Here is a 23,322-nt window from a genome sequence, read left to right as displayed (position 1 = left end):
TGCTGTTCTCCTTCTGGCTGCGGCTTACGCCTTTTGGTTGTGACTCTGGTTCTGCAGAAGCCCGACGATCTCGTCGTACTTCGGGCTCGACATGAAATTCTCGACCGAGACATGTTCTGCACTCGGCGACTGCTGGCGGGCCCGCGCCGTCAGATCCTGGTGAGTGATCACCAGGTCGATGTCGTCGGTCAGGTTGCTGATCGCCTTGTTGACCACAGTAACGTCAGTGATGCCCGCCTTCTTGATCTTGTTCCGCAGCACCGATGCACCCATCGCGCTCGAACCCATTCCAGCGTCGCACGCGAACACGATGTTGTGAATCGCCGTCAGGCTCTGCGCCTCCTGGATCCGCTCGACCTCTTCGGCCGACTCGAACCCACCCTGGGCGGCCATGGCCTGGAGGGCGGCGTCTTCGTTCGCCAGGCCGTCGGCCTGCAGGTGAGACAACACAGAACTCGATTTGCCCTTGTTCGCCTCGGTCTGCGCGATGGCCGCACTCAGGTCTCCGGCGTTCTCGTTCGCGAGGTCGCGCTTGCGGGTCGCGCGCAGAATGACGGCGGTCACAAGGAACGACACCGAAGCCGAGAGGATGACCGACAGGATGACCCCGACATAGCTGTCGGGCGCGGTCTGGATCAACACGGCGATGATGCTGCCGGGTGAGGCGGGGGCCCTGAGTCCGGTCTGGAACAGCACGTTGACGAAGACACCCGTCATGCCACCGAGGATGGCCGCGATGATCGTCATCGGCTTCATCAGAACATAGGGGAAGTAGATCTCGTGGATCCCGCCGAAGAACTGGATGATGAACGCACCGGGAGCACTCGCCTTGGCAAGACCGACACCGAAGATCGCGAAGGCCAGCAGGATTCCGGCACCGGGGCCGGGGTTCGCCTCGATCAGGAAGAGGATGCTCTTGCCGTTCTCCGCCACCTGCTGCACGCCCAGCGGGGTGAAGACGCCGTGGTTGATCGCGTTGTTCAAGAACAGCACCTTGCCCGGCTCGACCAGGATGCTCGCCAACGGCAACAGCGAGAGCGAGACGAGCCAGTTCACAGCCGACTCGAGTGCAGCACTCAGCGCGGTGATCAGCGGAGCCACCAGGAAGAACCCGGCGATCGCGAGGATCGCGCCGAGAATACCGGCCGAGAAGTTGTCGACGAGCATCTCGAACCCGGGCTTGATCTTGTTCGCCCAGACCTTGTCGACCTGCTTCATGATCCAGGCCGCCAGCGGGCCCATGACCATTGCGCCGATGAACATGGGAACGGGGCTGCCCACGATGACACCCATTGTCGCGACGACGGCGACGACGCCGCCTCGTGTGCTGTAGATCATCCGCCCACCCGTGTTCGCAATGAGCAGGGGCAGCAGGTAGGTGATCATCGGGCCGACCAGACCGACGTTCTCCGTGCCGTCGGCATTGGGGAACCCGCCGACGACGGGAACCAGGATTCCGAACTGCGCCAGCCAGCCGGTCTTGATGAACAGGGCCGTGATGAGACCCCAGGCGATGAACGCGGCAATGTTCGGCATGACCATTCCGCTGAGGAAGGTACCGAATCGCTGGACGGCGACCCTGGCACCCCCTGGCTTAGTGGCAGCGCCTGGGCCGCTGGTCTGTGGTTGTGACAACGTTGTCATTGCCGTGCTCCTTCATTGTGAGTGGGTGTTTCAGGGTGGGTTGGTGAATCTGAGAGCGCCTCGACCACAGCAGCCTTGGCTTCGAATGCCGAGTTCGCCGCGAGCGCGACCGCGGCGAACTGCTGGGCCTGCTCGAGGGAGTAGAGCGCGAGTTCGCCCCGCACATCGGCCAGGGCGGCCGGCGACATCGATAGGCTCGTCACGCCGAGGCCGACCAGCACGACGGCCAGCAGCGGGTCGGCTGCCGCCTCACCGCAGACTCCGACGGGCTTGCCGAGGGCTGCGCCAGCGCGGCCGACTTCTCCGACGAGTCGGAGCACGGCCGGGTGCCAGGGATCCTGGAAGGCGGCGACCGACCCGAGCAGACGATCTGCAGCGAGGGTGTACTGGGTGAGGTCGTTGGTGCCGATGCTCGCAAAATCGGCGTCGGCGAGAATCCGGTCGGCCAGCAGCGCCGCAGACGGAACCTCGACCATGACGCCGAGTGTCTGGAGCCCGAGCTCACGCCCGAGGGCGGTGAAGTACCGGGTCTCCTCGACGGTCGAGACCATCGGGGCCATCACCCAGAGATCGGCATCGGTGACGGCGGCCGCGTTGGCCAGTGCCGTGAGCTGGTCGCGCAGGATCTGCTCGTTCGCCCTGAGTGCCCGAAGGCCGCGCAGTCCGAGTGCGGGATTCTCCTCCGCAGCGTCGTTCAGAAAGCTCAACGGCTTGTCGGCGCCCGCGTCGAGCGCGCGGACGACGACCTTCCGACCGGCGAACGCGGACAACAGCGCTGTGTACTCGGCCTGCTGCGCTTCGACGGTCGGAGCCTCGGCCTGGTCGAGAAAGAGGAACTCGGTGCGGAAGAGCCCGACGCCCTCCGCGCCCTTGGCAACGGCGTCGGCCGCTGCGGCCGCAGAACCCAGATTGGCCAGTAGCGGGACCAGCGTGCCGTCTGCCATCATGCCGGCGCCGGTGAGGGCCGACGTGCGAGTGCTCCGCTCCAGGAGGTCCGCGTGCGCCGCTGCCACCTCGTCTTCGCTGGCTGAGGCGACGATCGTGCCGGTCGCGGCGTCGACGATCACCACCTGGCCGTCCCTGAGTTCATCGGCGCCCGCCACACCCACAACCGCGACGATGGCTTTGTCCCTGGCAAGGATCGCCGTGTGGGAGGTCGGCCCACCCTCGCTTGTCACGAGCGCAAGAACCGTGGTGAGGTCGAGAAGAGCCGTGTCTGCTGGCGCGAGGTCTCGTGCAACAAGCACGAATGGATGCCCGGGGTCGGGAATGCCAGGAGCTGCAACTCCCTGCAGCAGTGCCACTGTGCGCTGGGAGATGTCGTCGAGGTCGGTTGCCCGCTCGGCCATGTACCCGCCCATGCCCACCAGGAGTTCGCGAAATCCGGCGAAGGCTTCGAAGACAGCACGTTCGGCCGTCAGGCCACTGAGTACCCGCGCCTCGACATCCTCGAGGAGGGTCGGGTCTTCGGCCATGTACGCCTGAGCCTGGAGAACATCACCCGCGGTGCCGCCGGCGCTCTCGGCCCTGACGCGGATGTCTGTCGCGGTGGCGGCGAGCGCCGCCGTCGCTCGGGTTGCTTCAGCGCCCGGTGTCAGCCCGCTCGGCGAATTCGAGGGTTCAGGCAGGGGTTCGGGCATCCGGGCCACAACACCGACTGCAAGACCCCGGCCGATACCGGAACCCTGGAGACGGTGAGACACAGGTGCATCCAGCACAGCCGCGCCTTGCTTGTCACTCAGCATCGAGGTCCCTCTCGAGCAGTGCGACGAGGTCGTCGAGAACGCTGGCGGACTCGTCGCCCTCTGTGCTCAACGTCACAGTGTCACCGCTCTCGATTCCGAGCGAGATGACGCCGAGAATACTGGCGGCATTGACCGTCTTGCTTTCGGGTTTCGAAATCGTGACCTTCACGCCCGACTTTGCGACGGCCTGGGTGAAGAGCGACGCCGGCCTGGCGTGCAGTCCGTGCGCCGAGGCGATGAGTGCAGTTCGTTCCGTCATGAGAGCACGCTTTCTGTCTGTGGGTGATCGAAGAGAGTGAGGGCGAGGGTGAGGGCTTCGTCATCTCCCCCGGCCGAAAAGACCGTTGAGGGCAGCAGCGCACTCGGCACACCTTCTGACCGCGCTGACGCCGCCAGCACTGCGAACTCCGGTGCCAGGTGCGGGCCGACGAGCAGGGCATCGCAGTCTGCAATGGCCTGGGCCATCTCGCTCTGGCTGGTGGCCGTGATGATGAGTTCGAGACCTCTCATCGCTGCCACCTTGCGCATGCGGTGGACCAGGAATGTGCTCGATGCGCCTGCGCCGCAGACGACAAGGATCCTCTTCACGTTTCTCGCCCCCTTGCGCGATCGTGCTGGTCCGTCTTGCTCTGTGCAAGAATTCGGTGCCTGTACAGGCTGTGCACAAGTAAGTGTGCGGCGGATTCGCTCCTCGCTTCCAGCAGGAATCCTTCCGCCCCTGCGGAAATGTGCGAAATCATCGGGCTATGCGGCTACCGACACACCGAAAGGTGTCTAGAGTTTCTCCAATGACGGGTTACACACATGGCTGACAAACGCCAGCGATTACTGGAGTACCTGGCCGAATCCTCCGGCTGGATCACCTCAGCGCAGCTGGCGGATCGCCTGGGTGTCACGACACGCAGCGTCCGGAGCTACGTGACGGCCGCAAAATCTGCAGCCGAGCCGCTCGACATCATCGCGTCCTCCGCTGAGGGCTACCGGCTGAACCGCGAGGCCTACGCTGGGTACCTCTCGACACGCACCAGGGCAAGCGAACCGGAGACGCCAGGAGACCGGCTGTACCATGTCGTCCGCCGGCTGCTCGATGCTCCCGACGGCCTCGACCTGTACGAGCTGGCCGCACGTCTCTTCGTGAGCGATTCGACGCTCGAGGCCGATCTCCGCAAGATCCGCCCTCTCCTCGCTGGGTCGAACCTGTCGCTGGGCCGCCAGGGCAGCCTGCTTCAGATCACAGGGTCTGAAGAGGATCGACGCGCGCTCATCAGCAAGATGTTCCGTGAGGAGAGCGCCCGCGGTTTTCTCGAGATCGAACGGATCCAGAACGAATTCGCCTCGGAAAACCTGGCAGACTTCAAGACCGAGCTGCTCGAACTCCTCGACTCCGGCGGGTACTTCATCAATGAATACGGACTCGACAGCGTGATGCTGCACGTAGCCATCGCGGTGGACCGCATCTCAAAAGACCAGTTCCTCGAGTCAGCCAGTGCACCGGTGTCTGGCCAGTCCGACGTGGCCGCGGGCATCCTGACGCTCGTCGACCGGCACTTCGGAGTCTCGTTGCCGAACGCCGACCTCGATCACATCGTGCTCCTGCTCACGACCCGAGTGATCACGCCGGGGCACGACCTGCCCGCACCGGTGCAGACCGACGAACTCGGCCTCACCGACGACGTCGAGTTCATCAGACTTGTTGCGAAGCAGGCCAGCGCCCAATACCTGATCGATCTCGACGACGACGAGTTCGCGGTACGGCTGGCCCTGCACGTGCGCAACCTGGTCGCCAGAGCCAGGGTCAGTTCGTTCTCGCGAAATCCGATGACTCGTTCGATCAAGACCTCCTACCCGATGACCTATGAACTCGCCGTCTACATCGCGAGCGAGATCCAGCAGCGCGAGAGCATCACGATCAACGACGACGAGATCGCCTATATCGCCCTGCACGTCGGTTCGCACCTCGAACGGCAGGCCCGGCGCGAAGAAATGGTCACCTGCACTCTGGTGTTCCCGAACTACCACGACATCCACCTGATGATGCTGCGCCGGCTCGAGCACGCGCTCGGCGACCAGGTGCGCGTCGACAAGATCATCACACGAACCGATGTCGACCGCAGCGAGATCTCCACCGACCTGGTGATCACAACGGTGCCCGCGCTCGCACTGACCGAGAACGTCGTGCTCGTGCAACCGTTTCTCACCGACGCCGACGTCGAGAGCATCCGCAAGGCAGCAAGCCGGATAAGGCGTGGCCAGCGACGCCGGCAGCTCAAAGACGAATTGCTCCTGTACTTCAGCGAAGATCTGTTCGTTCGCAATCTGCGGGCAACATCAGAGGCAGACATGATCCGCCAGCTGGGCGAACGGATGCTCGGGGCAGGCATCATCGACAACGACTACATCGACGCGGCCATCACCCGCGAGCAGATGTCATCGACGGCCTTCACCGACTCGGTTGCCGTGCCGCATTCGATGCTGATGACCGCGACCAGGACCGCAATCGCGATCGCCCTCAATGACACTCCGATGGCCTGGGGCGAGAACCGGGTCAGCGTGGTTGCGCTGATCGCGTTCAGCAGCAACGGCCGCAATTCCTTCCAGACGATCTTCGACCAGTTCGTCGAAGTCTTCTCTGACCATGACGACGTGCAGCAGCTGGTGCGAGCGTCTCCGAACTTCACGTCGTTCATCGAACAGCTCGTGCACCTGATGGACGCGTAGGGAAGACGGCAGACCCTCTGGGACCAGGCAGACAGCGCTCAGGATGACTGTGCTCAGGACGACTGTGCTCAGGAAATCGGCACCGGGCGGACGCCCAGGGGCGCCAGCTTCGACGCGCCCCCGTCCGCTGCGGTCAGCACCCAGATCCCGCCGGCGTGCACGGCGACGGAATGCTCCCAGTGTGCGGACATGCTGCCGTCTGCGGTGGCGACAGTCCAGTCGTCGTCGAGTGTCAGCGTGTCGATGCCCCCTGAGGTCACCATCGGCTCGATGGCCACCACGAGGCCGGGCCTCACAGAGGGGCCCTTTGCGCGGACCCGGTAGTTGTACACCGGTGGGTCCTCGTGCATGCTCCGCCCGATTCCGTGGCCGATGTAGTCGGTCAGAATGCCGAACTCGCCCTCGGAGTCGATGTACTCCTCGATGGCTGCACCGACCTCGTTGAGATGCTTCGCTGTAGCAAGCCGGGCGATGCCGTGCCAGAGCGATGCTTCAGTGACGTCGCTGAGGTGTTGACGGGGCGCCGACACCTCGGGACGTGCGCCCGGCACGACGATGGTCATCGCTGAGTCGCCGCTCCAGCCGCCCACATCGGCACCCGAGTCGATCGACACGATGTCTCCGGGCGCGAGGGGCCGGTCATCCGGTATGCCGTGCACGACGTTCTCATTGACCGACGCACAGATGGTGTGCCGGTAACCGGGCACCATCTGGAAGTTGGACCGCCCACCGAGGCCACGGATGGCAGCATCGGCGACCGAATCGAGCTCGAGCGTGGTGACACCGGGCCTGATGGCCTCTCGCACTGCGTCGAGTGAGGCGAGGGTCGCGAGGCCCGGCGCGACCATCAGTCGGAGCTCGTCGGGAGTCTTGTAGATCGAGGTGCGAAAAGCCATGAGAACAGGTGCCTGGGCGGGGTCGCGTCAGGCCACGGGCTGGGCAAGACCCCGCGCAGTGAGGGCGGTCACGATGCGAGCCGTGACATCGTCGACGGCGCCGAGGCCATCGACCTCGACCACCAGACCGCGGGAGGTGTAGATCGAGATCAGCGGCGCTGTCTGCTCTTCGTAGACCTCGAAGCGATGACGGATGACGTCTTCGGTGTCGTCGCTGCGCCCCTGGTCGATGGCACGTTTCGACAGCCGGGTGACGATCTCGTCCTTCTCGGCGACGATCAGCACCACGACGTCGAGCGCATGACCGCTCTGGGCCAGTATTTCGTCGAGCTCGTCGACCTGCGCGCTGGTACGGGGGTAGCCGTCGAGCAGGAACCCCTCTGATACGTCGTGATCGTTCAGACGACTTCTCACGAGGTCATTGGTGAGGCTGTCGGGTACGTACTTGCCCGCATCCATGAACTGCTTGGCCTGGAGGCCGAGCTCGGTGCCCTGTTCGACGTTCGCCCGGAAGATGTCGCCGGTCGAGATCGCCGGGACTCCGTAGGCCGCAGACAGACGAACGGCCTGCGTGCCTTTGCCTGCGCCGGGAGGGCCGATCAGGAGCATTCGTGTCATCGCAGGAGCCCTTCATAGTGACGCTGCTGGAGTTGCGAATCGATCTGCTTGACCGTCTCGAGGCCGACACCGACGATGATCAGGATAGACGCACCACCGAACGGGAAGTTCTGGTTTGCTCCGACGAGCGAATACGCGATGAGGGGAACCAACGCGATGATGCCGAGATAGAACGAACCGGGGAGGGTGATCCTCGTCAGCACATAGTCGAGATACTCAGCGGTCGGACGACCCGCACGGATACCCGGGATGAAGCCGCCGTACTTCTTCATGTTGTCGGCCACCTCCTCAGGGTTGAAGGTGATCGCCACATAGAAGTACGTGAAGCCGACGATGAGCAGGAAGTACAGCAGCATGTAGAGCGGATGATCGCCCTTTGTGAGGTAGTTCGTGACCCACGTCACCCAGGCGGCTGGTTCCTGGCCGGCCGCGGGCTGGTTGAACTGTGCAATCAGGGCCGGCAGGTAGAGCAGTGATGACGCGAAGATGACGGGCACAACCCCGGCCATGTTGACCTTGATGGGTATGTAGGTGTTGTTGCCACCGTAGGTCCGTCTGCCGACCATCCGCTTGGCGTACTGCACGGGGATTCGTCTCTGCGATTGTTCGACGAACACGACAGCGGCCATGATGATCAACCCGATGGCAATAACGAAGACCAGGATCTCGATGCCCTGCTGCTGCGCGATGGCACCGAGCGAGTTCGGGAAGCGGGCCGCGATCGACGTGAAGATCAGTAGCGACATGCCGTTGCCGATGCCGCGCTCGGTGACGAGCTCGCCCATCCACATGATGAGGCCGGTGCCAGCGGTCATGGTGATGACCATGAGCAGGATCGCGTACCAGGCGTCGTTGGTGATCAGCTGCGTGCACTGGGTGGTCGTGCTTGTGCCGAACAGGGCGCCACTTCGCGCAACCGTGATCAGCGTTGTCGACTGCAGAACACCGAGCGCGATGGTGAGGTAGCGCGTGTACTGGGTCAGCTTGCTCTGGCCGGCCTGGCCTTCCTTGTAGAGGGTCTCGAAGTGGGGAATGACCACTCGGAGAAGCTGGACGATGATCGATGCGGTGATGTACGGCATGATGCCGAGCGCGAAGATCGAGAGCTGGAGCAGGGCACCACCACTGAAGAGGTTGACCAGCTCGTACAGGCCCGAGGTGTTCTGGTTGGCAGACAGGCAGGCCTGCACGTTGCCGAAGTCGACGAAGGGGGCGGGGATGAAGGATCCCAGCCTGAACAGCGCGACAATGCCGAGCGTGAACAGAATTTTCCGGCGGAGATCCGGAGTACGGAAGATCCTGCCGACGGCTCTAAACAAAAAAAGGCCTCCTGCTATATGAATACGAGACGTGCCACAGCACAGCCTGCACAGGAAAGAATTCCCACGAAGACTCTACTCGAACTGAGCGCTACTTGATTCCGATCCAGGTTGCGGGGAGTTGCACTCCCGACAACCGGAGAAGAACGCGAAAGGGCGACTGCCTCAAAAGACAGCCGCCCCCACGACAAGCGTGATGCGTTACTTGACCGAACCGCCGGCCGCAACGATCTTCTGCTCAGCTGAGCCGGAGACCTTGTCGACGGTGACGTTCAGTTTGACGGCGATGTCGCCGTCGCCGAGAACTTTGACCTTCTCGTTGCCCCGCACAGCACCCTTGAGGACGAGGTCAGCGATCGTGACGTCTCCCCCGGTCGGGTACAGCTCTGCAAGACGGTCGAGGTTGACGACCTGGTAGTACACCTTGAACGGGTTCTTGAACCCACGCAGCTTCGGCGTACGCATGTGCTGCGGCATCTGGCCACCCTCGAAGCCGAGACGCACGTTGTAGCGCGCCTTCGTGCCCTTGGTACCACGGCCCGCGGTCTTACCCTTGGAACCTTCACCGCGGCCGACACGCGTGCGTGCCTTCTTCGACCCGGCGGCCGGGCGAAGGTGATGCACCTTCAGAACCTGGTCGCGGGCTTCAGCAGGCTCTGCCTTCGCCTTTGCGGGCTTGGCTTCGACGACAGCCGACTTCTCTGCCTTCGCGGCAGCCGTCTTGCTCGAAGCAGCCTTCGGCGCAGCGTCAGTCGACTCCGTCTTTGCTGCCGAAGCGGCCTTCGCGGGTGCCTTTGCTGCAGCAGCCTTTGCTGGTGCCTTTTTTACCGGCGTTGCAGTTGCTTCTGCAGCGTCATTCTTCTCTTCAGCCATTAGTCAATCTCCTCGACTTTCACCAGGTGAGCGACGTGGCGAACGTAGCCGCGGTTCTGCGAGTTGTCTTCACGCACAACGAACTGGCCGATGCGGTGGAGGCCAAGGCTACGCAGGGTGTCGCGCTGGTCTTGCTTTTCGCTGATCTTGGATTTGATCTGCGTGATCTTGAGGCTCGTAGCCATCAGGCACCTGCCTTTGCGAGAGCTGCAGCCGAATCGGCCTCAGCCTGGGCGCGGAGCAGACGTGCGGGCACGACCTGCTCGAGCGTCAGGCCACGGCGAGCGGCAACAGCGCGCGGCTCCTCGAGCTGCTTGAGAGCCTCGACGGTCGCGTGAACGATGTTGATGGTGTTCGACGACCCGAGCGACTTGCTCAGGACGTCGTGGATGCCCGCACACTCGAGTACGGCGCGCACGGGTCCACCGGCGATAACACCGGTACCTGCAGCGGCCGGACGGAGCAGGACGACACCAGCAGCCGCTTCACCCTGGACGGGGTGCGGAATGGTGTTGCCCACGCGGGGAACGCGGAAGAAGTTCTTCTTGGCTTCCTCGACGCCCTTCGAGATCGCGGTCGGCACCTCGCGGGCCTTGCCGTAGCCGACGCCCACGAGACCGTTACCGTCACCGACGACGACGAGAGCGGTGAAGCTGAAGCGACGACCACCCTTCACCACCTTGGAGACGCGGTTGATCGTGACGACGCGCTCGAGGAACTGGCTCTTCTCAGAGTCGCGTGCCCCGCGGTCCTTGTTCGGGTTGCGTTCGCGACCGCCACGACGAGCCTCACGAGGCTCGTTCTGCGCCGCCGGCGCTTCGGTTGTCGTTGCCGCAGCCGTAGTCGGCTCAGCGGTCGTAGCTTCTGCCACGTCAGCTTCCTTTGCGTTTTCGGTACTCACAGGTCCAATCCACCCTCTCGAGCGCCGTCGGCGACTGCTGCCACGCGCCCGGCGTAGCGGTTGCCACCGCGGTCAAATACAACTGCTTCGATGCCGGCAGCCTTGGCCCGCTCTGCGACGAGCTCGCCGACTTTGTGGGCCTTTGCAGACTTGTCACCGTCGAACGTGCGCATGTCCGCTTCGAGCGTCGATGCCGATGCCAGGGTGAATCCCTTGCTGTCGTCGACGACCTGGACGAACACGTGACGGGCGGAGCGGGTGACAACGAGACGCGGACGCGCTTCGGTGCCCTCGATCTTCTTTCGAAGACGGTCGTGGCGACGGCCGCGTGCTGCAGCCTTGCTCTTGCCTCTGGTTCCAGTAGCCATGATTACTTACCGCTCTTTCCGGCCTTGCGACGAACAACTTCGCCGGCGTAGCGCACACCCTTGCCCTTGTAAGGCTCTGGCTTGCGCAACTTACGAATGTTTGCGGCTACTTCGCCAACCGCCTGCTTGTCAATACCACTGACAGTGAGCTTGTTGACACCCTCTACCGTGAAGCTGATGCCCGCGGGCGGCTCGACGGTGATGGAGTGGGAGTAACCGAGAGCGAACTCGACGTTCGCGCCCTTGGCAGCAACGCGGTAACCGGTACCGACGACTTCGAGACCCTTGGTGTAACCCTGGGTGACGCCGATGATCTGGTTCGCGATGAGTGTGCGGGTGAGCCCGTGGAGCGAGCGTGATTCACGCTCGTCATCCGGACGGGTCACGAGGACCTGGCCGTCTTCGACCTTCGCCTCGATCGGCGCCTTGACGGTGAGCGCGAGCTCACCCTTCGGGCCCTTCACGGTGACGGCCTGGCCGTCAATGGTGACCTCGACCCCTGCAGGGATCTCGATTGGCAGTCTTCCAATTCGTGACATGAGAGATCACCAAACGTAAGCGAGGACTTCCCCACCTACGCCCTTCTTTGAGGCCTGACGGTCGGTCAGGAGACCAGACGATGTCGAGAGGATTGCGACTCCGAGGCCACCGAGAACGGTGGGGATCTCCGTCGACTTTGCGTAGACACGCAGACCCGGCTTCGAGACGCGCTTGATTCCAGCGATGGAGCGCTCACGGTTGGGGCCAAATTTGAGGGAGAGCGTCAGGGTCTTTCCGACCTCTGCGTCTTTGACGTCCCACGCTGAGATGTAACCCTCAGCCTTCAGGATGTCGGCGATGTGCGACTTGAGCTTGCTGTGCGGCATCGACACGGTGTCGTGGAATGCCGAGTTAGCATTGCGCAGTCTGGTCAGCATGTCTGCGACCGGATCTGTCATTGTCATAACGGATAGTGCCTTTCTGGCCTGGTTTCGACACCCTGTGCAAGGATGCCGACCTGTGGTCTCTGCCAAGGCCGACCGAATTGCCGACCTTGGTTTACTGCGATGGAGCGTTTTTAGGCGTTGTCGGCAGACTTGAACGGGAAGCCGAGCGCCTTGAGCAGCGCGCGACCTTCGTCGTCGGTCTTGGCCGTGGTGACGACAGTGATGTCGAAACCGCGAACGCGGTCGATCTTGTCCTGGTCGATCTCGTGGAACATGGACTGCTCCGTGAGGCCGAAGGTGTAGTTGCCCTGGCCGTCGAACTGACGGTCGGAGAGCCCGCGGAAGTCGCGGATTCGGGGAAGCGCCAGCGAGAGCAGGCGGTCGAGGAACTCCCAGGCACGGTCGCCACGAAGCGTGACGTGGGCGCCGATGGGCTGGCCCTCACGAAGCTTGAACTGGGCGATCGACTTGCGGGCCTTGGTGACCTGCGGCTTCTGACCGGTGATCGCGGTCAAGTCCTTGACGGCGCCATCGATGATCTTGCCGTCACGGGCTGCCTCACCGACACCGGTGTTCACGACGACCTTGATGAGGCCCGGAACCTGGTGGATGTTCGTGAAGCTGAAGTCCTTCGTGAGCTGGGGAATGATCTCGTTCTTGTACTTCTGCTTCAGGCGGGGCTGGATTTTGCCAGCAACCGCTGCAGTTGTGGTGTCAGTCATTACAGGTCCTTACCTGACTTCTTGGCGTAGCGAACGCGAACGTTCTTGGTGACGCCGTCTTTGGTGACCTGCTCGACGCGGAAGCCGACGCGAGTGGGCTTCTTGGTCTCGGGGTCGATGAGTGCGACGTTCGACACGTGGATCGGGGCCTCGACAGTCTCGATGCCACCGGTCTTGGTGCCGCGCTGGGTCTGGCCGACACGAACGTGCTTCTTGACGAAGTTGATGCCTTCGACGATGACACGGTTCTTCTCGACCTGGACCTCGATGACACGACCCTGCTTGCCGCGGTCTCCGCCGCGGGCCTGGGTTGCGCCGGTGATGACCTGCACGAGGTCACCCTTCTTGATGTTCGCCATGACTAAATAACCTCCGGTGCCAGCGAGATGATCTTCATGAACTTCTTGTCGCGAAGCTCGCGGCCGACCGGCCCGAAGATGCGGGTACCACGGGGGTCACCGTCAGCCTTCAGGATCACTGCGGCGTTCTCATCGAACTTGATGTACGAGCCGTCTACACGACGGGTCTCCTTCTTGGTGCGAACGATGACAGCCTTGACGACGTCACCCTTCTTGACGTTGCCGCCCGGGATGGCATCCTTGACGGTTGCGACGATGATGTCACCGAGGCCCGCGTAACGGCGGCCTGAGCCACCGAGAACGCGAATCGTCAGGAGTTCCTTGGCACCGGTGTTGTCGGCAACCTTGACTCGTGATTCCTGCTGAAGCATTTTCTACTCTTCCTAATCGAGAGGTCTGGTAAGCGCGCGGCGCTTACTTGGCCTTTTCGAGAATCTCGACCAGGCGCCAGCGCTTGGTGGCGCTCAGCGGACGGGTCTCGGAGATGAGCACCAGGTCGCCGATGCCGGCGGAGTTGGCCTCGTCGTGGACCTTCACCTTGGAGGTGCGGCGGATGACCTTGCCATACAACGGGTGCTTCACGCGGTCTTCGACCTCAACGACGATGGTCTTCTCCATCTTGTCGCTGGTGACGTAGCCACGACGGGTCTTGCGGTAACCGCGCTCCTCGGCAACTGCCTCGGCCGGGGTCTCGACGGTGGCAGCAGCTGCTGCTTCAGTCTTAGCCATTACTTGGCCTCCTCAGTTGTCTCATCGGTGACGACCTCGGCCTCGGCTTCGGGCGCCTCTTCAACAGGGGCGGCCTTGGCCTTGCGGGTCTTCTTGGGTGCTGCCTCCACAGGAGCTACCTCCACGGCGACGGGCGTGGCACGGATGCCCAGCTCGCGTTCGCGGACGATCGTGTAGATGCGGGCGATGTCACGCTTGACGGCGCGCAGGCGGCCGTGGCTCTCGAGCTGGCCGGTGGCCGACTGGAAGCGCAGGTTGAACAGCTCTTCCTTGGCCTTGCGCAGCTCTTCTGCAAGTCGTGAATCTTCGAATGTGTCGAGCTCGACGGGGGTGAGCTCCTTAGAACCGATCGCCATTATGCGTCGCCCTCCTCGCGCTTGATGATGCGTGCCTTCAAAGGCAGTTTGTGAATTGCACGGGTGAGTGCCTCACGAGCGACGACGTCAGAGACACCGGAGAGCTCGAAGAGGACACGACCTGGCTTGACGTTCGCGATCCACCACTCGGGGCTACCCTTACCGGAACCCATGCGGGTTTCGGCCGGCTTCTTGGTCAGCGGGCGGTCGGGGTAGATGTTGATCCACACCTTGCCGCCACGCTTGATGTGACGCGTCATGGCGATACGAGCGGACTCGATCTGGCGGTTGGTCACGTAAGCCGGGGTCAGGGCCTGAATGCCCCATTCACCGAATGACACTGTCGTGCCACCGGTCGCCTGGCCACTACGGCCGGGGTGGTGCTGCTTGCGGTGCTTGACTCTGCGGGGAATCAACATGGTTAGGCCTCAACTCCTGCTGCTGCCACGGGGGCTGCGTCTGCCTTCGGCGCGTCTGAACGGGGGGCCGAAGTGCGCGGCGGGCGACGGTCGTCGCCACCACGGCGGTCGTCACGACGCTCGGGGCGCGATGACTTCTGGTTGGCCTGCTCGCGGGCAAGCTCCTTGTTGGTGATGTCGCCCTTGTAGATCCAGACCTTCACACCGATGCGGCCGAACGTCGTCTTGGCTTCGTAGAAGCCGTAGTCGATGTTGGCGCGCAGCGTGTGCAGAGGCACGCGACCTTCGCGGTAGAACTCAGAGCGGCTCATCTCTGCACCGCCGAGGCGGCCGGAGACCTGGATACGCACACCCTTGACCGTCGGGGTGCGCTGGGCACCCTGAAGGCCCTTGCGCATCGCGCGACGGAACGCCACACGAGCAGACAGCTGCTCGGCGATGCCCTGGGCGACGAGCTGGGCTTCAGCCTCGGGGTTCTTGACCTCGAGGATGTTCAGCTGGATCTGCTTCTTGGTGAGCTTCTCGAGGTCGGAGCGGATGCGCTCGGCCTCGGCGCCGCGGCGACCGATCACAATGCCGGGACGGGCAGTGTGGATGTCGACACGAACGCGGTCACGGGTGCGCTCGATCTCGATGCGGGCGACGCCTGCACGGTCGAGTGACTTGGTGAGCAGGTTACGGATCTTGACGTCTTCTGCAACGAAGTCAGCGTAACGCTGGCCCGGCTTGGTGCTGTCGGAGAACCACCGCGACACGTGGTCGGTCGTGATTCCCAGACGGAAGCCGTAGGGGTTTACTTTCTGGCCCATTACTTCTTTCCTGCCTTCTGTGAACCCTTGACAGCTGCTTCGGTCTCATCGGGCGTGGAGAGGACCACGGTGATGTGACTGGAGCGCTTCAGGATCTGGAATGCGCGTCCCTGTGCACGGGGCTGGAAACGCTTGAGGGTCGTGCCCTCATCGACGAATGCCGCCGTGACGAACAGGTCCTGCTCGTCGAGGTAGCTGTTGCTTGCATCGGCCTTGACCTTCGCGTTCGCAATCGCTGAGGCGACGAGCTTGTAAACAGGCTCACTCGCGCCCTGCGGGGCGAATTTCAGGATTGCCAGGGCCTCCATGGCCTGCTTGCCGCGAATCAGGTTGACGACGCGACGAGCTTTCATGGGGGTGACGCGGATGTGACGCACGCGTGCGATCGACTCCACCATTTCTCTCCTCCTTTTCGCCACCGCGTTAGCGGCGACGACCCTTCTTGTCGTCTTTCACGTGGCCGCGGAAGGTACGAGTCGGCGAGAATTCGCCGAGCTTGTGACCGACCATGGTCTCGGTGATGAACACCGGAATGTGCTTGCGACCGTCGTGAACGGCGATCGTGTGGCCCAGCATCGCTGGGATGATCATGGACCGGCGTGACCAGGTCTTGATGACGTTCTTTGAACCGGCTTCGTTCTGTACGACCACCTTGCGAAGCAGGTGGTCATCAACGAAGGGGCCCTTCTTGAGACTGCGTGGCATCTTCTCGACTCCTACTTACGCTTCTTGCCGACGTTGCGGCGACGAACGATGAGCTTGTCGCTCTCTTTGTTGGGGTGGCGGGTGCGGCCCTCTTTTTGACCCCACGGGCTGACCGGGTGGCGACCACCGGAGGTCTTGCCCTCACCACCACCGTGTGGGTGGTCGACAGGGTTCATGGCGACGCCTCGCACGGTCGGGCGGACGCCCAACCAACGCTTGCGGCCGGCCTTGCCCCAGTTGATGTTCGACTGCTCGGCATTGCCGACCTCGCCGATCGTCGCGCGGCAGCGCGCATCCACGTTGCGGATCTCTCCGGAAGGAAGACGCAGCTGAGCGTAGGGGCCGTCCTTTGCCACGAGGCGAACGGATGCACCGGCAGAGCGTGCCATCTTGGCACCGCCGCCCGGCTTCAGTTCGATCGCGTGGATGACAGTACCGACGGGGATGTTCTTCAGTGGGAGGTTGTTTCCCGGCTTGATGTCCGCGCCGGCACCCGACTCGATGATGTCACCCTGGCTGAGCTTGTTCGGAGCGATGATGTACCGCTTGGTTCCGTCGACGAAGTGCAGCAGCGCGATGCGAGCAGTGCGGTTGGGGTCGTATTCGATCTCAGCGACCTTGGCGTTGACGCCGTCTTTGTCGTTGCGACGGAAGTCGATCACGCGGTACTGGCGCTTGTGGCCACCACCGATGTGACGCGTCGTGATGCGGCCGGCGTTGTTGCGCCCACCGGTCTTGGGCAGGGGACGAAGCAGCGACTTCTCGGGAGTGGTGCGGGTGATCTCTGCAAAGTCTGCAACTGAAGAACCGCGACGACCCGGGGTAGTCGGCTTGTATTTGCGAATAGCCATGTTTTTATCCTCTGGATTCCGACTTAGCCAACAGCCGTGAAGATGTCGATGGTGCCGGACTTGAGGGTCACAATGGCACGCTTGGTGTCTTTGCGCTTTCCCAGTCCGAACTTGGTGCGGCGGGTCTTGCCCTGCTTGTTCAGCGTGTTGACCGAAGCCACCTCGACATTGAAGATCTTCTCGATGGCGAGCTTGATCTCTGTCTTGTTCGAGGCCGGCGACACGATGAAGGTGTACTTACCCTCGTCGATCAGTCCGTAGCTCTTCTCGGAGACGACCGGCGAGATGATGACATCGCGGGGGTCCTTGTTGTTGCCGCTCATGCTGCAACCTCAGCCTTCGTGTTAGTGGTCTTCGACGCGATGAAGCCGTCGATCGCGCCCTTGGTGAAGACGATGTCGTCACTCACCAGAACGTCGTAGGCATTCAGTTGGTCGTACGTCAGAACGTGGATCTCGGGAACGTTGCGGACACTCTTCACAGCGATGTCGTCACCGCGCTCCACAACCACGAGAACGTGCTTGCTGGTTGCGATCTGCTCGAGCAGGGCGATGGCCGTCTTGGTGGAAGGCACAGGGCCGAGCGTGAGGGAGTCGACGACGTGCACGCGGCTGCCGCGGGCACGGTCGGAGAGTGAACCCAGCAGTGCTGCCGCAATCATCTTCTTCGGGGTGCGCTGGTCGTAGCTGCGCGGCGTCGGGCCGTGCACGATGCCACCACCGGTCATCTGGGGAGCACGGATCGATCCCTGGCGGGCGCGACCGGTTCCCTTCTGCTTGAACGGCTTGCGGCCGGCACCGGAGACCTCTCCACGGCGCTTGACCTTGGAGGTACCCTGGCGGGCGGCAGCGAGCTGCGCGACGACGACCTGGTGGATGAGTGGGATGTTGGTCTGCACATCGAAGAGCTCAGCAGGAAGGTCGACAGTGCCGGCCTTCTTGCCCTGGGCGTCGATGATGTCGACAGTAGTTGCGTCGGCCATGAGCTACGCCCCCTTCACTGCGGTGCGAACGAAAACGAGACGGCCACGGCCGCCGGGAACGGCGCCCTTGACCAGAATGAGGTTCTTCTCTGCATCAACAGAGTGAACGACGAGGTTCAGCACGGTCACGCGCTCGCCACCCATACGACCGGCCATGCGCATGCCTTTGAAGACGCGGCTCGGGGTCGAGGAAGCACCGATGGAACCGGGCTTGCGGTGGTTGCGGTGCGAACCGTGAGACGAGGAGACACCCTTGAAGTTGTGACGCTTCATCACACCGGCAAATCCCTTGCCCTTGCTGGTGCCGACGACGTCGACCTTCTTGCCGGCTTCGAAGATGCCGTCGACGGTGAGCTCCTGGCCGACGGTGTATTCAGCAGCGTCAGCCGTGCGGATCTCGGTGACGTGGCGGCGAGGCGTGACGCCTGCCTTGTCGAAGTGACCGGTGAGGGGCTTGTTCACCTTGCGGGGGTCGATCTGGCCGCCGGCGATCTGAATCGCTTCGTAGCCGTCGACCTCGGGGGTGCGGATCTGGGTGACGACGTTCGGGGTGACCTGAACGACGGTGACGGGGATGAGACGGTTCTGTTCGTCCCACACCTGGGTCATGCCGAGCTTGATGCCGAGCAGACCTTTGGAAGTCTTTGTTGTGGTTGCCATCAGTCGACCCCTACAGCTTGATCTCGATGTTGACATCGGCAGGAAGGTCGAGGCGCATCAGTGAGTCGACAGCCTTGGGCGTCGGGTCGATGATGTCGATGAGGCGCTTGTGGGTGCGCTTCTCGAAGTGCTCGAAGCTGTCTTTGTACTTGTGGGGCGAACGGATGACCGCGATGACGTTCTTCTCGGTCGGCAGCGGCACGGGGCCCACTACGGTTGCACCTGCACGAGTGACTGTGTCGACGATCTTGCGCGCCGAGCTGTCGATGACCTCGTGGTCATACGACTTAAGTCGAATGCGGATCTTTTGTCCCGCCATGTTTGACTCATCTCTCTTGTCTTGCGTCGTACGCCCGGGCTGAGTTAGCCCTGGTCGCATTGGACGCGCTTACCACTGTTTTTCTTTCAATTCCCCCAACTGCGCCAGGCGCACACGACCGCGCGGCTGCGAACAGCGCGCAGCAGAAGATGCGATTCTGAGGGGGATTTGTGAAGCTTCGTTCTGCTACCCGCGGCCTAGCCCTACAAGACCTGAAGGCCTATAGCTATGCACTGCCTGGTAGTGATGCGGGCACAGTTCACTCGCAATACCGAACTAGAAGATTCTGCCACAGTCAGGGGACTCATGCAACCCGGGCGTGTCGCGGCGGCGTGTCGACTCAGAGACCGGTCGTGACGGGCTCTGCGACGGGCGTGGTGCCGCGACGTCGCGCCACCCACTCTATGGTCGTGACGGTGCCGGTGGCGAGTGCGAGCGCCCCGAGAACCGGTGCCACGATGTCGACAGCGCCAGAGAGCGACAGGGCCGTCGCAAGGACTCCTGCACCTACAGCGGTGAGAGCCTGCAAGAGGTACGCGAACAAGTACAGGGCAGAGAGCGTCGCGCCTCGATGCCCCGCCGAAGTACTGCGGTTGAGGAGCATCAAGCCGCCCATGAAGCAAAGCGAGTACCCCGCTCCCCCGATGACGCACCAGAGAAGGAAGAGCGGGAGCGACCCCGACGAGGCACACACCTCGAGCAGCACGAGCCCGATGATGGAGAGCGTCACCCCGATCAACACGGCGATGTGTGCATGGATGCGCTGGAAGACGAGGGCTACCGCCCCGATCATGAGCGACGAGACGCCGAGCAGCGCACCGACGACGAGGAGGTTGGTGGTGCCGGTCAGGTCGCGCGCGATCGAGGCCCCCAGGGACAGGAAGACCGCTCCAACGGAGTACGCCAGCGAGACGGCAAGGGTGGAGGCGACGAAGGTGCGTCGAAGGCTCTTCGGAACCCGGATGGCCTGCACATGCCAGCGCGGTGCGCCGGGCCTCTTCGTCTCGGGCATCGACCAGACAGCCATCAGCACGACCACACTCAAGACGGCGAGCACGACGAAGCTCAACTGCTGCGGGAGCGGCGCATACTGGGCGAGTAATCCGGAGACGACAAGCACGAGAGTGAGCCCGAGAGCAGTGGATGCCGTGGTCACCGAGCTGGCAAGGCGAGGGTTCTCCGAGACGTTGTTCTCGACGAGGGAGGCGCTTGCTGCTCCGATAGCGAACCCAGCTCCCGCGCCCTGCAGGGCGCGGCCGACGAAGACCCACCCCACATCGGGAGCAATGGCGAAGACGACGGCAGAGACGATGATGAGGGCGACCCCGATGAGCATGGTGCGACGGCGGCCGATCGTGTCGGATACGCTGCCGAAGACCAGGAGCACGACCAGGAGCACAGCGGGGTAGGTGGCGAAGATCGACGTCACCACCGTCGAGTTCAGATGCCACTGTGCGGCATAGGAGGGATACAGCACAGAGGGTGCACCGCTTGCCCAGAGGCACAGGGCGAGAACGCTCGCGGATGCCCAGAAACTGCCACGGCGCGTGAAGTGCATGATTCGTGCGGTCATGAGCCAACCATACGCAGCTAAGTTGGAATTGCCAACCTAGCCGGGCGGAAGTATTCTGACCTAGTGGACACAGAACCCGCACCACGCACCCTGCCAGCCCACCAGTGTTCGATCCACCGCACACTCGATGTGATCGGTGAGAAGTGGTCGCTCCTGATTGTGCGCAACGCCTTTCGAGGGCAGAGCCGGTTCTCCGAGTTTCGCGACAGCCTCGGCGTGCCGAGTGACGTGCTCACCGCCAGGCTCAGCACGCTGGTCGCGGCCGGAATCCTGGAGCGGCGATCCTATCGAGAGCCCGGCTCGCGGGAGCGAAGCAGCTATCACCTGACGGAAGAGGGCCGCGGACTCACGATCGTGCTCGCAGCACTGCAGCAGTGGGGCGACGAGTTCACTCCCAATCCCGGCGGAAGGGTTTCTGTGATCGAGGTCGCGGACAACCACGAAGAGGTTGCCCTGGCCTTCGTCGACTCGCACGGCGACACGGTCGACAGAGGCCTGGTGAGACTCGCGCCGGGGCCGGCCGCCACGATCAGCTGGTGATACGAAGAGATTGCCCCGGGCATCCAGGCGATTGTTTGTACATCGGTCAGTCGAAGAGCAGTGCGCGCACTTCGGTTTCAGCGGAGCCGAGCCGTGACGGATCGATCGTGATGCCCTCGTCGTACTTGTCGACGAGACGAGGGTCGACGTAGCTCTTTCTGGCGATGGCTGGCGTGTTGCCGAGCACCGCCGCCGCATCTCGCATGCTCTGCGCGATCGCTCTCGACCGAGCCGTCTTCGACGCCTGTGGTCCAGTTTTGGCAAGGCTGACGGCGGCAGCGACTGTTCCGTGCAGTGTGCGGAAGTCCTTCGCCGTGAACTGGCCGCCGGTCTGTTCTTGCACGTAACTATTGATGTCGGTGGCGACAAGCGGACGCCACCGAACCCCGTCGCGGTAGGCGAGCAGGTGGGCGTTGGCACCGCGGCGCTTCAGACCGGCGAGGATGAGTGCGAGTTCGGCGTCGTGAATATCGGATTCCCATTCCTGGCCGCTCTTCGCAGGGAACTTCAGCGTTATGGTTTCGCCTCTCACGGCTGCGTGCGCACAGAGCAGCGTCGAGAGTCCGAAGCTGCCGTGTTGCTCGGCATACCGCTCGCTCCCCACGCGCAATGAGCCGGTGTCGAGCATCCGGAATGCAGCCGCGAGAGCACGCTCCCGATCAGGATGCTCGCGCCTCAGATCGATCGTCACTCTGCGTCGCGCGGTCGGCAGCGCTTCGGCCAGGCTGAGCGCCCTGGCGAACTTGAGGCGGTCCTTCTGTTCGCGCCAGGTGGGGTGGTAGATGTACTGGCGGCGCCCCGCCGTGTCGATCCCGGTGGCCTGGATGTGACCGTTTGCATGCGGCGAGATCCACACGTCGGTCCATGCCGGCGGAATCGCAAGCCTTTCGATTCGCGAACGGAGCTCTGGATCGGTCAACCGGCTTCCATCGGGATGCTTGTACATGAACCCTGTGCCCGACCCCAGCCGTCGGAACCCGCCGCCGGAGGAGTCGCTTCGCCGAAGTCTCACCACTCCCTCACGGTACCTGCCAGCACCCGGGGCACTCCACTCACCCGGAGGGGCTTGACGGAGGGGCCTCCACCAGTCGTGAGTCCCCTGCGACAGTTTGCGACCGGTGTGCTGGACTCACCTCGGCGCACTCCACTCACTGAGGCTCTCGGAAGCGCCTCTCCGCGTCGAGCGCCGGTAGGGCACACCGGCATCCGAGAGCAGCGCAACGAGGCGACCTGGTTGCTGAAGTTCGTGCCAGCCCCAACGAACGACCGAATTGCCCTCAGCCCGAAGGTGATCTTCACGAGTCTTCTCCTCGTAGACGACCTCGCCCGGCGTGCGGCCGTCGAGGAACTCTTCTTTGAGGTACTTCCCCCGACCGTCGAACTCGCCGATGACCCTGTGCTCCGGCCATTCGAAATCGGTGAAGTACCGGCCTCCGAGCGGATTCGGATGCTCGGTCTGGACTTCCGGCGACTCAAACCCACATTCGAGCATCGCAATTCGACTGAGCGACTCACCGGGGTTCGCCGCTCCTCCGTCGGCGAATTCGATCACCCTCCTCGCGCGAGCCGCACCTCGTCGCATCCGGCTCACCGCATCGAACAGCTCCACTTTCGATACGCAGCCGTCGTCGGGGCTCCGTCGATCAGCAAGAGCCGCATCGATAGCGATCACAGCGTCACTGAACGGCGCTGTTCTGGCAAGGTCGACGAGAGTGCGCGCCGGGGATGTGACAGTGAGCTCCCCCACCCGAGTGACATCGCGTGCGTCAAGACATTCGCGATGAAAACGGACACCACACCGGCTGTGAGCCCCACACCCTGGAGGAACCACGACATGCACGTCATCGGGCCAACGGCTCACCGAGGGATAGGACCAGACGGCGGCCGCGGACCAGTAACCGAATACCGTGCGGCTCGGACGCGTCAGAGCGACGGCCTGCACACGGAGCAAGTGCCTGCGTATCGAGCTGGCATCTCGCCACCAGGTGGCATCGACGTAGACGCCGCGCCTGACTCGGATGCGCTGGCCGGAGTCGGCCGAGTAACGGATCTGCCGGGCATCCAGATGCACGGCCTCTCGATCACCCACGAAGAGCAGTTCGGGCATCGCGTCAGTATCAGCATTCATGGGACCATGATGCGCCGTCGTGGACCAGAGGAAGCTGGCCGAAACGCAAGTTGTGGATAACTCCAGCCGGTGCGCCCCTGTGGAAAGCGGGTGCTCCTACGGATCGAAACAGACGTCGGTGAGTCGACTACGCCGAAGTGAGATTCGCGTATGCGGCTCAGT

The 23,322-nt window shown here is 63.1% G+C and carries 32 protein-coding genes; 2 read left to right on the top strand and 30 right to left on the bottom strand.

Features of this window, described 5'->3' with window-relative positions; genetic code table 11:
* Positions 1-24: 24 nt before the first annotated feature.
* The 4 genes from JOE66_RS04930 to JOE66_RS04915 all read right to left on the bottom strand — a co-directional run bounded on the left by JOE66_RS04930 (position 25) and on the right by JOE66_RS04915 (position 3,977).
* Positions 25-1,644: a PTS mannitol transporter subunit IIBC gene (locus tag JOE66_RS04930; RefSeq protein WP_205107285.1), complete on the bottom strand. Its 1,620-nt coding sequence runs from the start codon at positions 1,642-1,644 to the stop codon at positions 25-27.
* Positions 1,641-3,284, bottom strand: a complete 1,644-nt coding sequence (ptsP, locus tag JOE66_RS04925; RefSeq protein WP_239518494.1) for a phosphoenolpyruvate--protein phosphotransferase — start codon at positions 3,282-3,284, stop codon at positions 1,641-1,643. The genes JOE66_RS04930 and ptsP overlap by 4 nt, the downstream gene beginning before the upstream one ends.
* Before the next feature lie 94 nt (positions 3,285-3,378).
* A complete protein-coding gene (locus JOE66_RS04920; RefSeq protein WP_205107280.1) occupies positions 3,379-3,648 on the bottom strand; it encodes an HPr family phosphocarrier protein in 270 nt (89 codons plus the stop codon).
* Entirely contained in the window at positions 3,645-3,977 is a 333-nt protein-coding gene (locus JOE66_RS04915) for a PTS sugar transporter subunit IIB (RefSeq protein ID WP_205107278.1), read from the bottom strand. Before JOE66_RS04915 ends, JOE66_RS04920 begins: the two co-directional genes overlap by 4 nt.
* A 216-nt stretch (positions 3,978-4,193) precedes the next feature.
* Here JOE66_RS04915 and JOE66_RS04910 point away from each other — a divergent pair, with 216 nt between their 5' ends.
* Positions 4,194-6,107, top strand: coding sequence for a BglG family transcription antiterminator (locus tag JOE66_RS04910; protein WP_205107275.1), 1,914 nt, complete (start codon positions 4,194-4,196; stop codon positions 6,105-6,107).
* A gap of 68 nt (positions 6,108-6,175) precedes the next feature.
* Here the strand turns inward: JOE66_RS04910 and map are convergent, their stop codons facing one another.
* The 24 genes from map to JOE66_RS04790 form a co-directional block, all read right to left on the bottom strand.
* Positions 6,176-7,003: a type I methionyl aminopeptidase gene (map, locus tag JOE66_RS04905; RefSeq protein ID WP_205107273.1), complete on the bottom strand. Its 828-nt coding sequence runs from the start codon at positions 7,001-7,003 to the stop codon at positions 6,176-6,178.
* 27 nt (positions 7,004-7,030) lie between these two features.
* Positions 7,031-7,621, bottom strand: coding sequence for an adenylate kinase (locus JOE66_RS04900; RefSeq protein WP_205107271.1), 591 nt, complete (start codon positions 7,619-7,621; stop codon positions 7,031-7,033).
* A complete protein-coding gene (gene secY, locus JOE66_RS04895) occupies positions 7,618-8,940 on the bottom strand; it encodes a preprotein translocase subunit SecY (RefSeq protein ID WP_205107269.1) in 1,323 nt (440 codons plus the stop codon). Before secY ends, JOE66_RS04900 begins: the two co-directional genes overlap by 4 nt.
* Positions 8,941-9,141: 201 nt before the next feature.
* Positions 9,142-9,813: a 50S ribosomal protein L15 gene (gene rplO, locus JOE66_RS04890; protein WP_205107267.1), complete on the bottom strand. Its 672-nt coding sequence runs from the start codon at positions 9,811-9,813 to the stop codon at positions 9,142-9,144.
* Positions 9,813-9,998, bottom strand: a complete 186-nt coding sequence (gene rpmD / locus JOE66_RS04885; RefSeq protein WP_104242488.1) for a 50S ribosomal protein L30 — start codon at positions 9,996-9,998, stop codon at positions 9,813-9,815. Before rpmD ends, rplO begins: the two co-directional genes overlap by 1 nt.
* Positions 9,998-10,684 carry a 30S ribosomal protein S5 gene (gene rpsE, locus JOE66_RS04880; RefSeq protein WP_205107264.1) on the bottom strand — a complete coding sequence of 229 codons (687 nt, stop codon included), beginning with the start codon at positions 10,682-10,684 and terminating at the stop codon, positions 9,998-10,000. The genes rpmD and rpsE overlap by 1 nt, the downstream gene beginning before the upstream one ends.
* 26 nt (positions 10,685-10,710) lie before the next feature.
* Complete coding sequence (gene rplR / locus JOE66_RS04875; RefSeq protein ID WP_104242484.1) at positions 10,711-11,082, bottom strand: 50S ribosomal protein L18; 372 nt, start codon at positions 11,080-11,082, stop codon at positions 10,711-10,713.
* A gap of 2 nt (positions 11,083-11,084) precedes the next feature.
* Positions 11,085-11,621, bottom strand: coding sequence for a 50S ribosomal protein L6 (rplF, locus tag JOE66_RS04870; protein WP_205107262.1), 537 nt, complete (start codon positions 11,619-11,621; stop codon positions 11,085-11,087).
* Positions 11,622-11,627: 6 nt separating this feature from the next.
* A complete protein-coding gene (gene rpsH / locus JOE66_RS04865; RefSeq protein ID WP_205107260.1) occupies positions 11,628-12,026 on the bottom strand; it encodes a 30S ribosomal protein S8 in 399 nt (132 codons plus the stop codon).
* A gap of 113 nt (positions 12,027-12,139) precedes the next feature.
* Positions 12,140-12,730, bottom strand: coding sequence for a 50S ribosomal protein L5 (rplE, locus tag JOE66_RS04860; protein ID WP_205107258.1), 591 nt, complete (start codon positions 12,728-12,730; stop codon positions 12,140-12,142).
* The gene (gene rplX / locus JOE66_RS04855; protein WP_205107255.1) at positions 12,730-13,089 is read right to left on the bottom strand and encodes a 50S ribosomal protein L24; all 360 of its coding nucleotides are present in this window, start codon (positions 13,087-13,089) and stop codon (positions 12,730-12,732) included. Before rplX ends, rplE begins: the two co-directional genes overlap by 1 nt.
* 2 nt (positions 13,090-13,091) lie before the next feature.
* Positions 13,092-13,460, bottom strand: coding sequence for a 50S ribosomal protein L14 (gene rplN, locus JOE66_RS04850; protein WP_205107253.1), 369 nt, complete (start codon positions 13,458-13,460; stop codon positions 13,092-13,094).
* 43 nt (positions 13,461-13,503) lie between these two features.
* Entirely contained in the window at positions 13,504-13,818 is a 315-nt protein-coding gene (rpsQ, locus tag JOE66_RS04845) for a 30S ribosomal protein S17 (RefSeq protein ID WP_205107250.1), read from the bottom strand.
* Positions 13,818-14,174 (bottom strand): 50S ribosomal protein L29, encoded by a 357-nt coding sequence (gene rpmC, locus JOE66_RS04840; protein WP_205107247.1) that lies wholly within the window; start codon positions 14,172-14,174, stop codon positions 13,818-13,820. The genes rpsQ and rpmC overlap by 1 nt, the downstream gene beginning before the upstream one ends.
* Positions 14,174-14,593, bottom strand: coding sequence for a 50S ribosomal protein L16 (rplP, locus tag JOE66_RS04835; protein ID WP_136641104.1), 420 nt, complete (start codon positions 14,591-14,593; stop codon positions 14,174-14,176). The genes rpmC and rplP overlap by 1 nt, the downstream gene beginning before the upstream one ends.
* Before the next feature lie 2 nt (positions 14,594-14,595).
* Entirely contained in the window at positions 14,596-15,402 is an 807-nt protein-coding gene (gene rpsC / locus JOE66_RS04830; RefSeq protein WP_205107245.1) for a 30S ribosomal protein S3, read from the bottom strand.
* On the bottom strand, positions 15,402-15,800 hold the full coding sequence (gene rplV, locus JOE66_RS04825; RefSeq protein ID WP_205107243.1) for a 50S ribosomal protein L22: 399 nt from the start codon (positions 15,798-15,800) through the stop codon (positions 15,402-15,404). The genes rpsC and rplV overlap by 1 nt, the downstream gene beginning before the upstream one ends.
* Before the next feature lie 25 nt (positions 15,801-15,825).
* The gene (gene rpsS, locus JOE66_RS04820) at positions 15,826-16,107 is read right to left on the bottom strand and encodes a 30S ribosomal protein S19 (RefSeq protein ID WP_104242462.1); all 282 of its coding nucleotides are present in this window, start codon (positions 16,105-16,107) and stop codon (positions 15,826-15,828) included.
* Between the two features lie 11 nt (positions 16,108-16,118).
* A complete protein-coding gene (gene rplB, locus JOE66_RS04815) occupies positions 16,119-16,958 on the bottom strand; it encodes a 50S ribosomal protein L2 (RefSeq protein WP_205107241.1) in 840 nt (279 codons plus the stop codon).
* Between the two features lie 23 nt (positions 16,959-16,981).
* The gene (gene rplW, locus JOE66_RS04810; RefSeq protein ID WP_205107239.1) at positions 16,982-17,281 is read right to left on the bottom strand and encodes a 50S ribosomal protein L23; all 300 of its coding nucleotides are present in this window, start codon (positions 17,279-17,281) and stop codon (positions 16,982-16,984) included.
* Positions 17,278-17,940, bottom strand: coding sequence for a 50S ribosomal protein L4 (rplD, locus tag JOE66_RS04805; RefSeq protein ID WP_205107237.1), 663 nt, complete (start codon positions 17,938-17,940; stop codon positions 17,278-17,280). The genes rplW and rplD overlap by 4 nt, the downstream gene beginning before the upstream one ends.
* Before the next feature lie 3 nt (positions 17,941-17,943).
* Positions 17,944-18,600 carry a 50S ribosomal protein L3 gene (gene rplC / locus JOE66_RS04800; protein ID WP_205107235.1) on the bottom strand — a complete coding sequence of 219 codons (657 nt, stop codon included), beginning with the start codon at positions 18,598-18,600 and terminating at the stop codon, positions 17,944-17,946.
* A 10-nt stretch (positions 18,601-18,610) separates the two neighbouring features.
* The gene (gene rpsJ, locus JOE66_RS04795; protein WP_104242452.1) at positions 18,611-18,919 is read right to left on the bottom strand and encodes a 30S ribosomal protein S10; all 309 of its coding nucleotides are present in this window, start codon (positions 18,917-18,919) and stop codon (positions 18,611-18,613) included.
* 340 nt (positions 18,920-19,259) lie between these two features.
* Positions 19,260-20,492 carry an MFS transporter gene (locus JOE66_RS04790; RefSeq protein ID WP_205107233.1) on the bottom strand — a complete coding sequence of 411 codons (1,233 nt, stop codon included), beginning with the start codon at positions 20,490-20,492 and terminating at the stop codon, positions 19,260-19,262.
* Between the two features lie 63 nt (positions 20,493-20,555).
* Between JOE66_RS04790 and JOE66_RS04785 the strand changes: the two genes are divergently transcribed.
* A complete protein-coding gene (locus JOE66_RS04785) occupies positions 20,556-21,032 on the top strand; it encodes a winged helix-turn-helix transcriptional regulator (RefSeq protein WP_205107231.1) in 477 nt (158 codons plus the stop codon).
* Positions 21,033-21,078: 46 nt separating this feature from the next.
* Here JOE66_RS04785 and JOE66_RS04780 read toward each other — a convergent pair whose 3' ends face one another.
* Together JOE66_RS04780 and JOE66_RS04775 are read right to left on the bottom strand one after the other, a co-directional pair.
* Positions 21,079-22,044 (bottom strand): DNA topoisomerase IB, encoded by a 966-nt coding sequence (locus JOE66_RS04780; protein ID WP_205107229.1) that lies wholly within the window; start codon positions 22,042-22,044, stop codon positions 21,079-21,081.
* A gap of 117 nt (positions 22,045-22,161) precedes the next feature.
* Positions 22,162-23,160, bottom strand: a complete 999-nt coding sequence (locus tag JOE66_RS04775; protein WP_205107227.1) for a type IV toxin-antitoxin system AbiEi family antitoxin — start codon at positions 23,158-23,160, stop codon at positions 22,162-22,164.
* Positions 23,161-23,322: the final 162 nt, after the last annotated feature.

The organism is Subtercola frigoramans (assembly GCF_016907385.1).
GTDB classification, from domain to species: Bacteria; Actinomycetota; Actinomycetes; order Actinomycetales; family Microbacteriaceae; genus Subtercola; species Subtercola frigoramans.
This window is presented reverse-complemented; position numbering and strand designations above follow the sequence as displayed.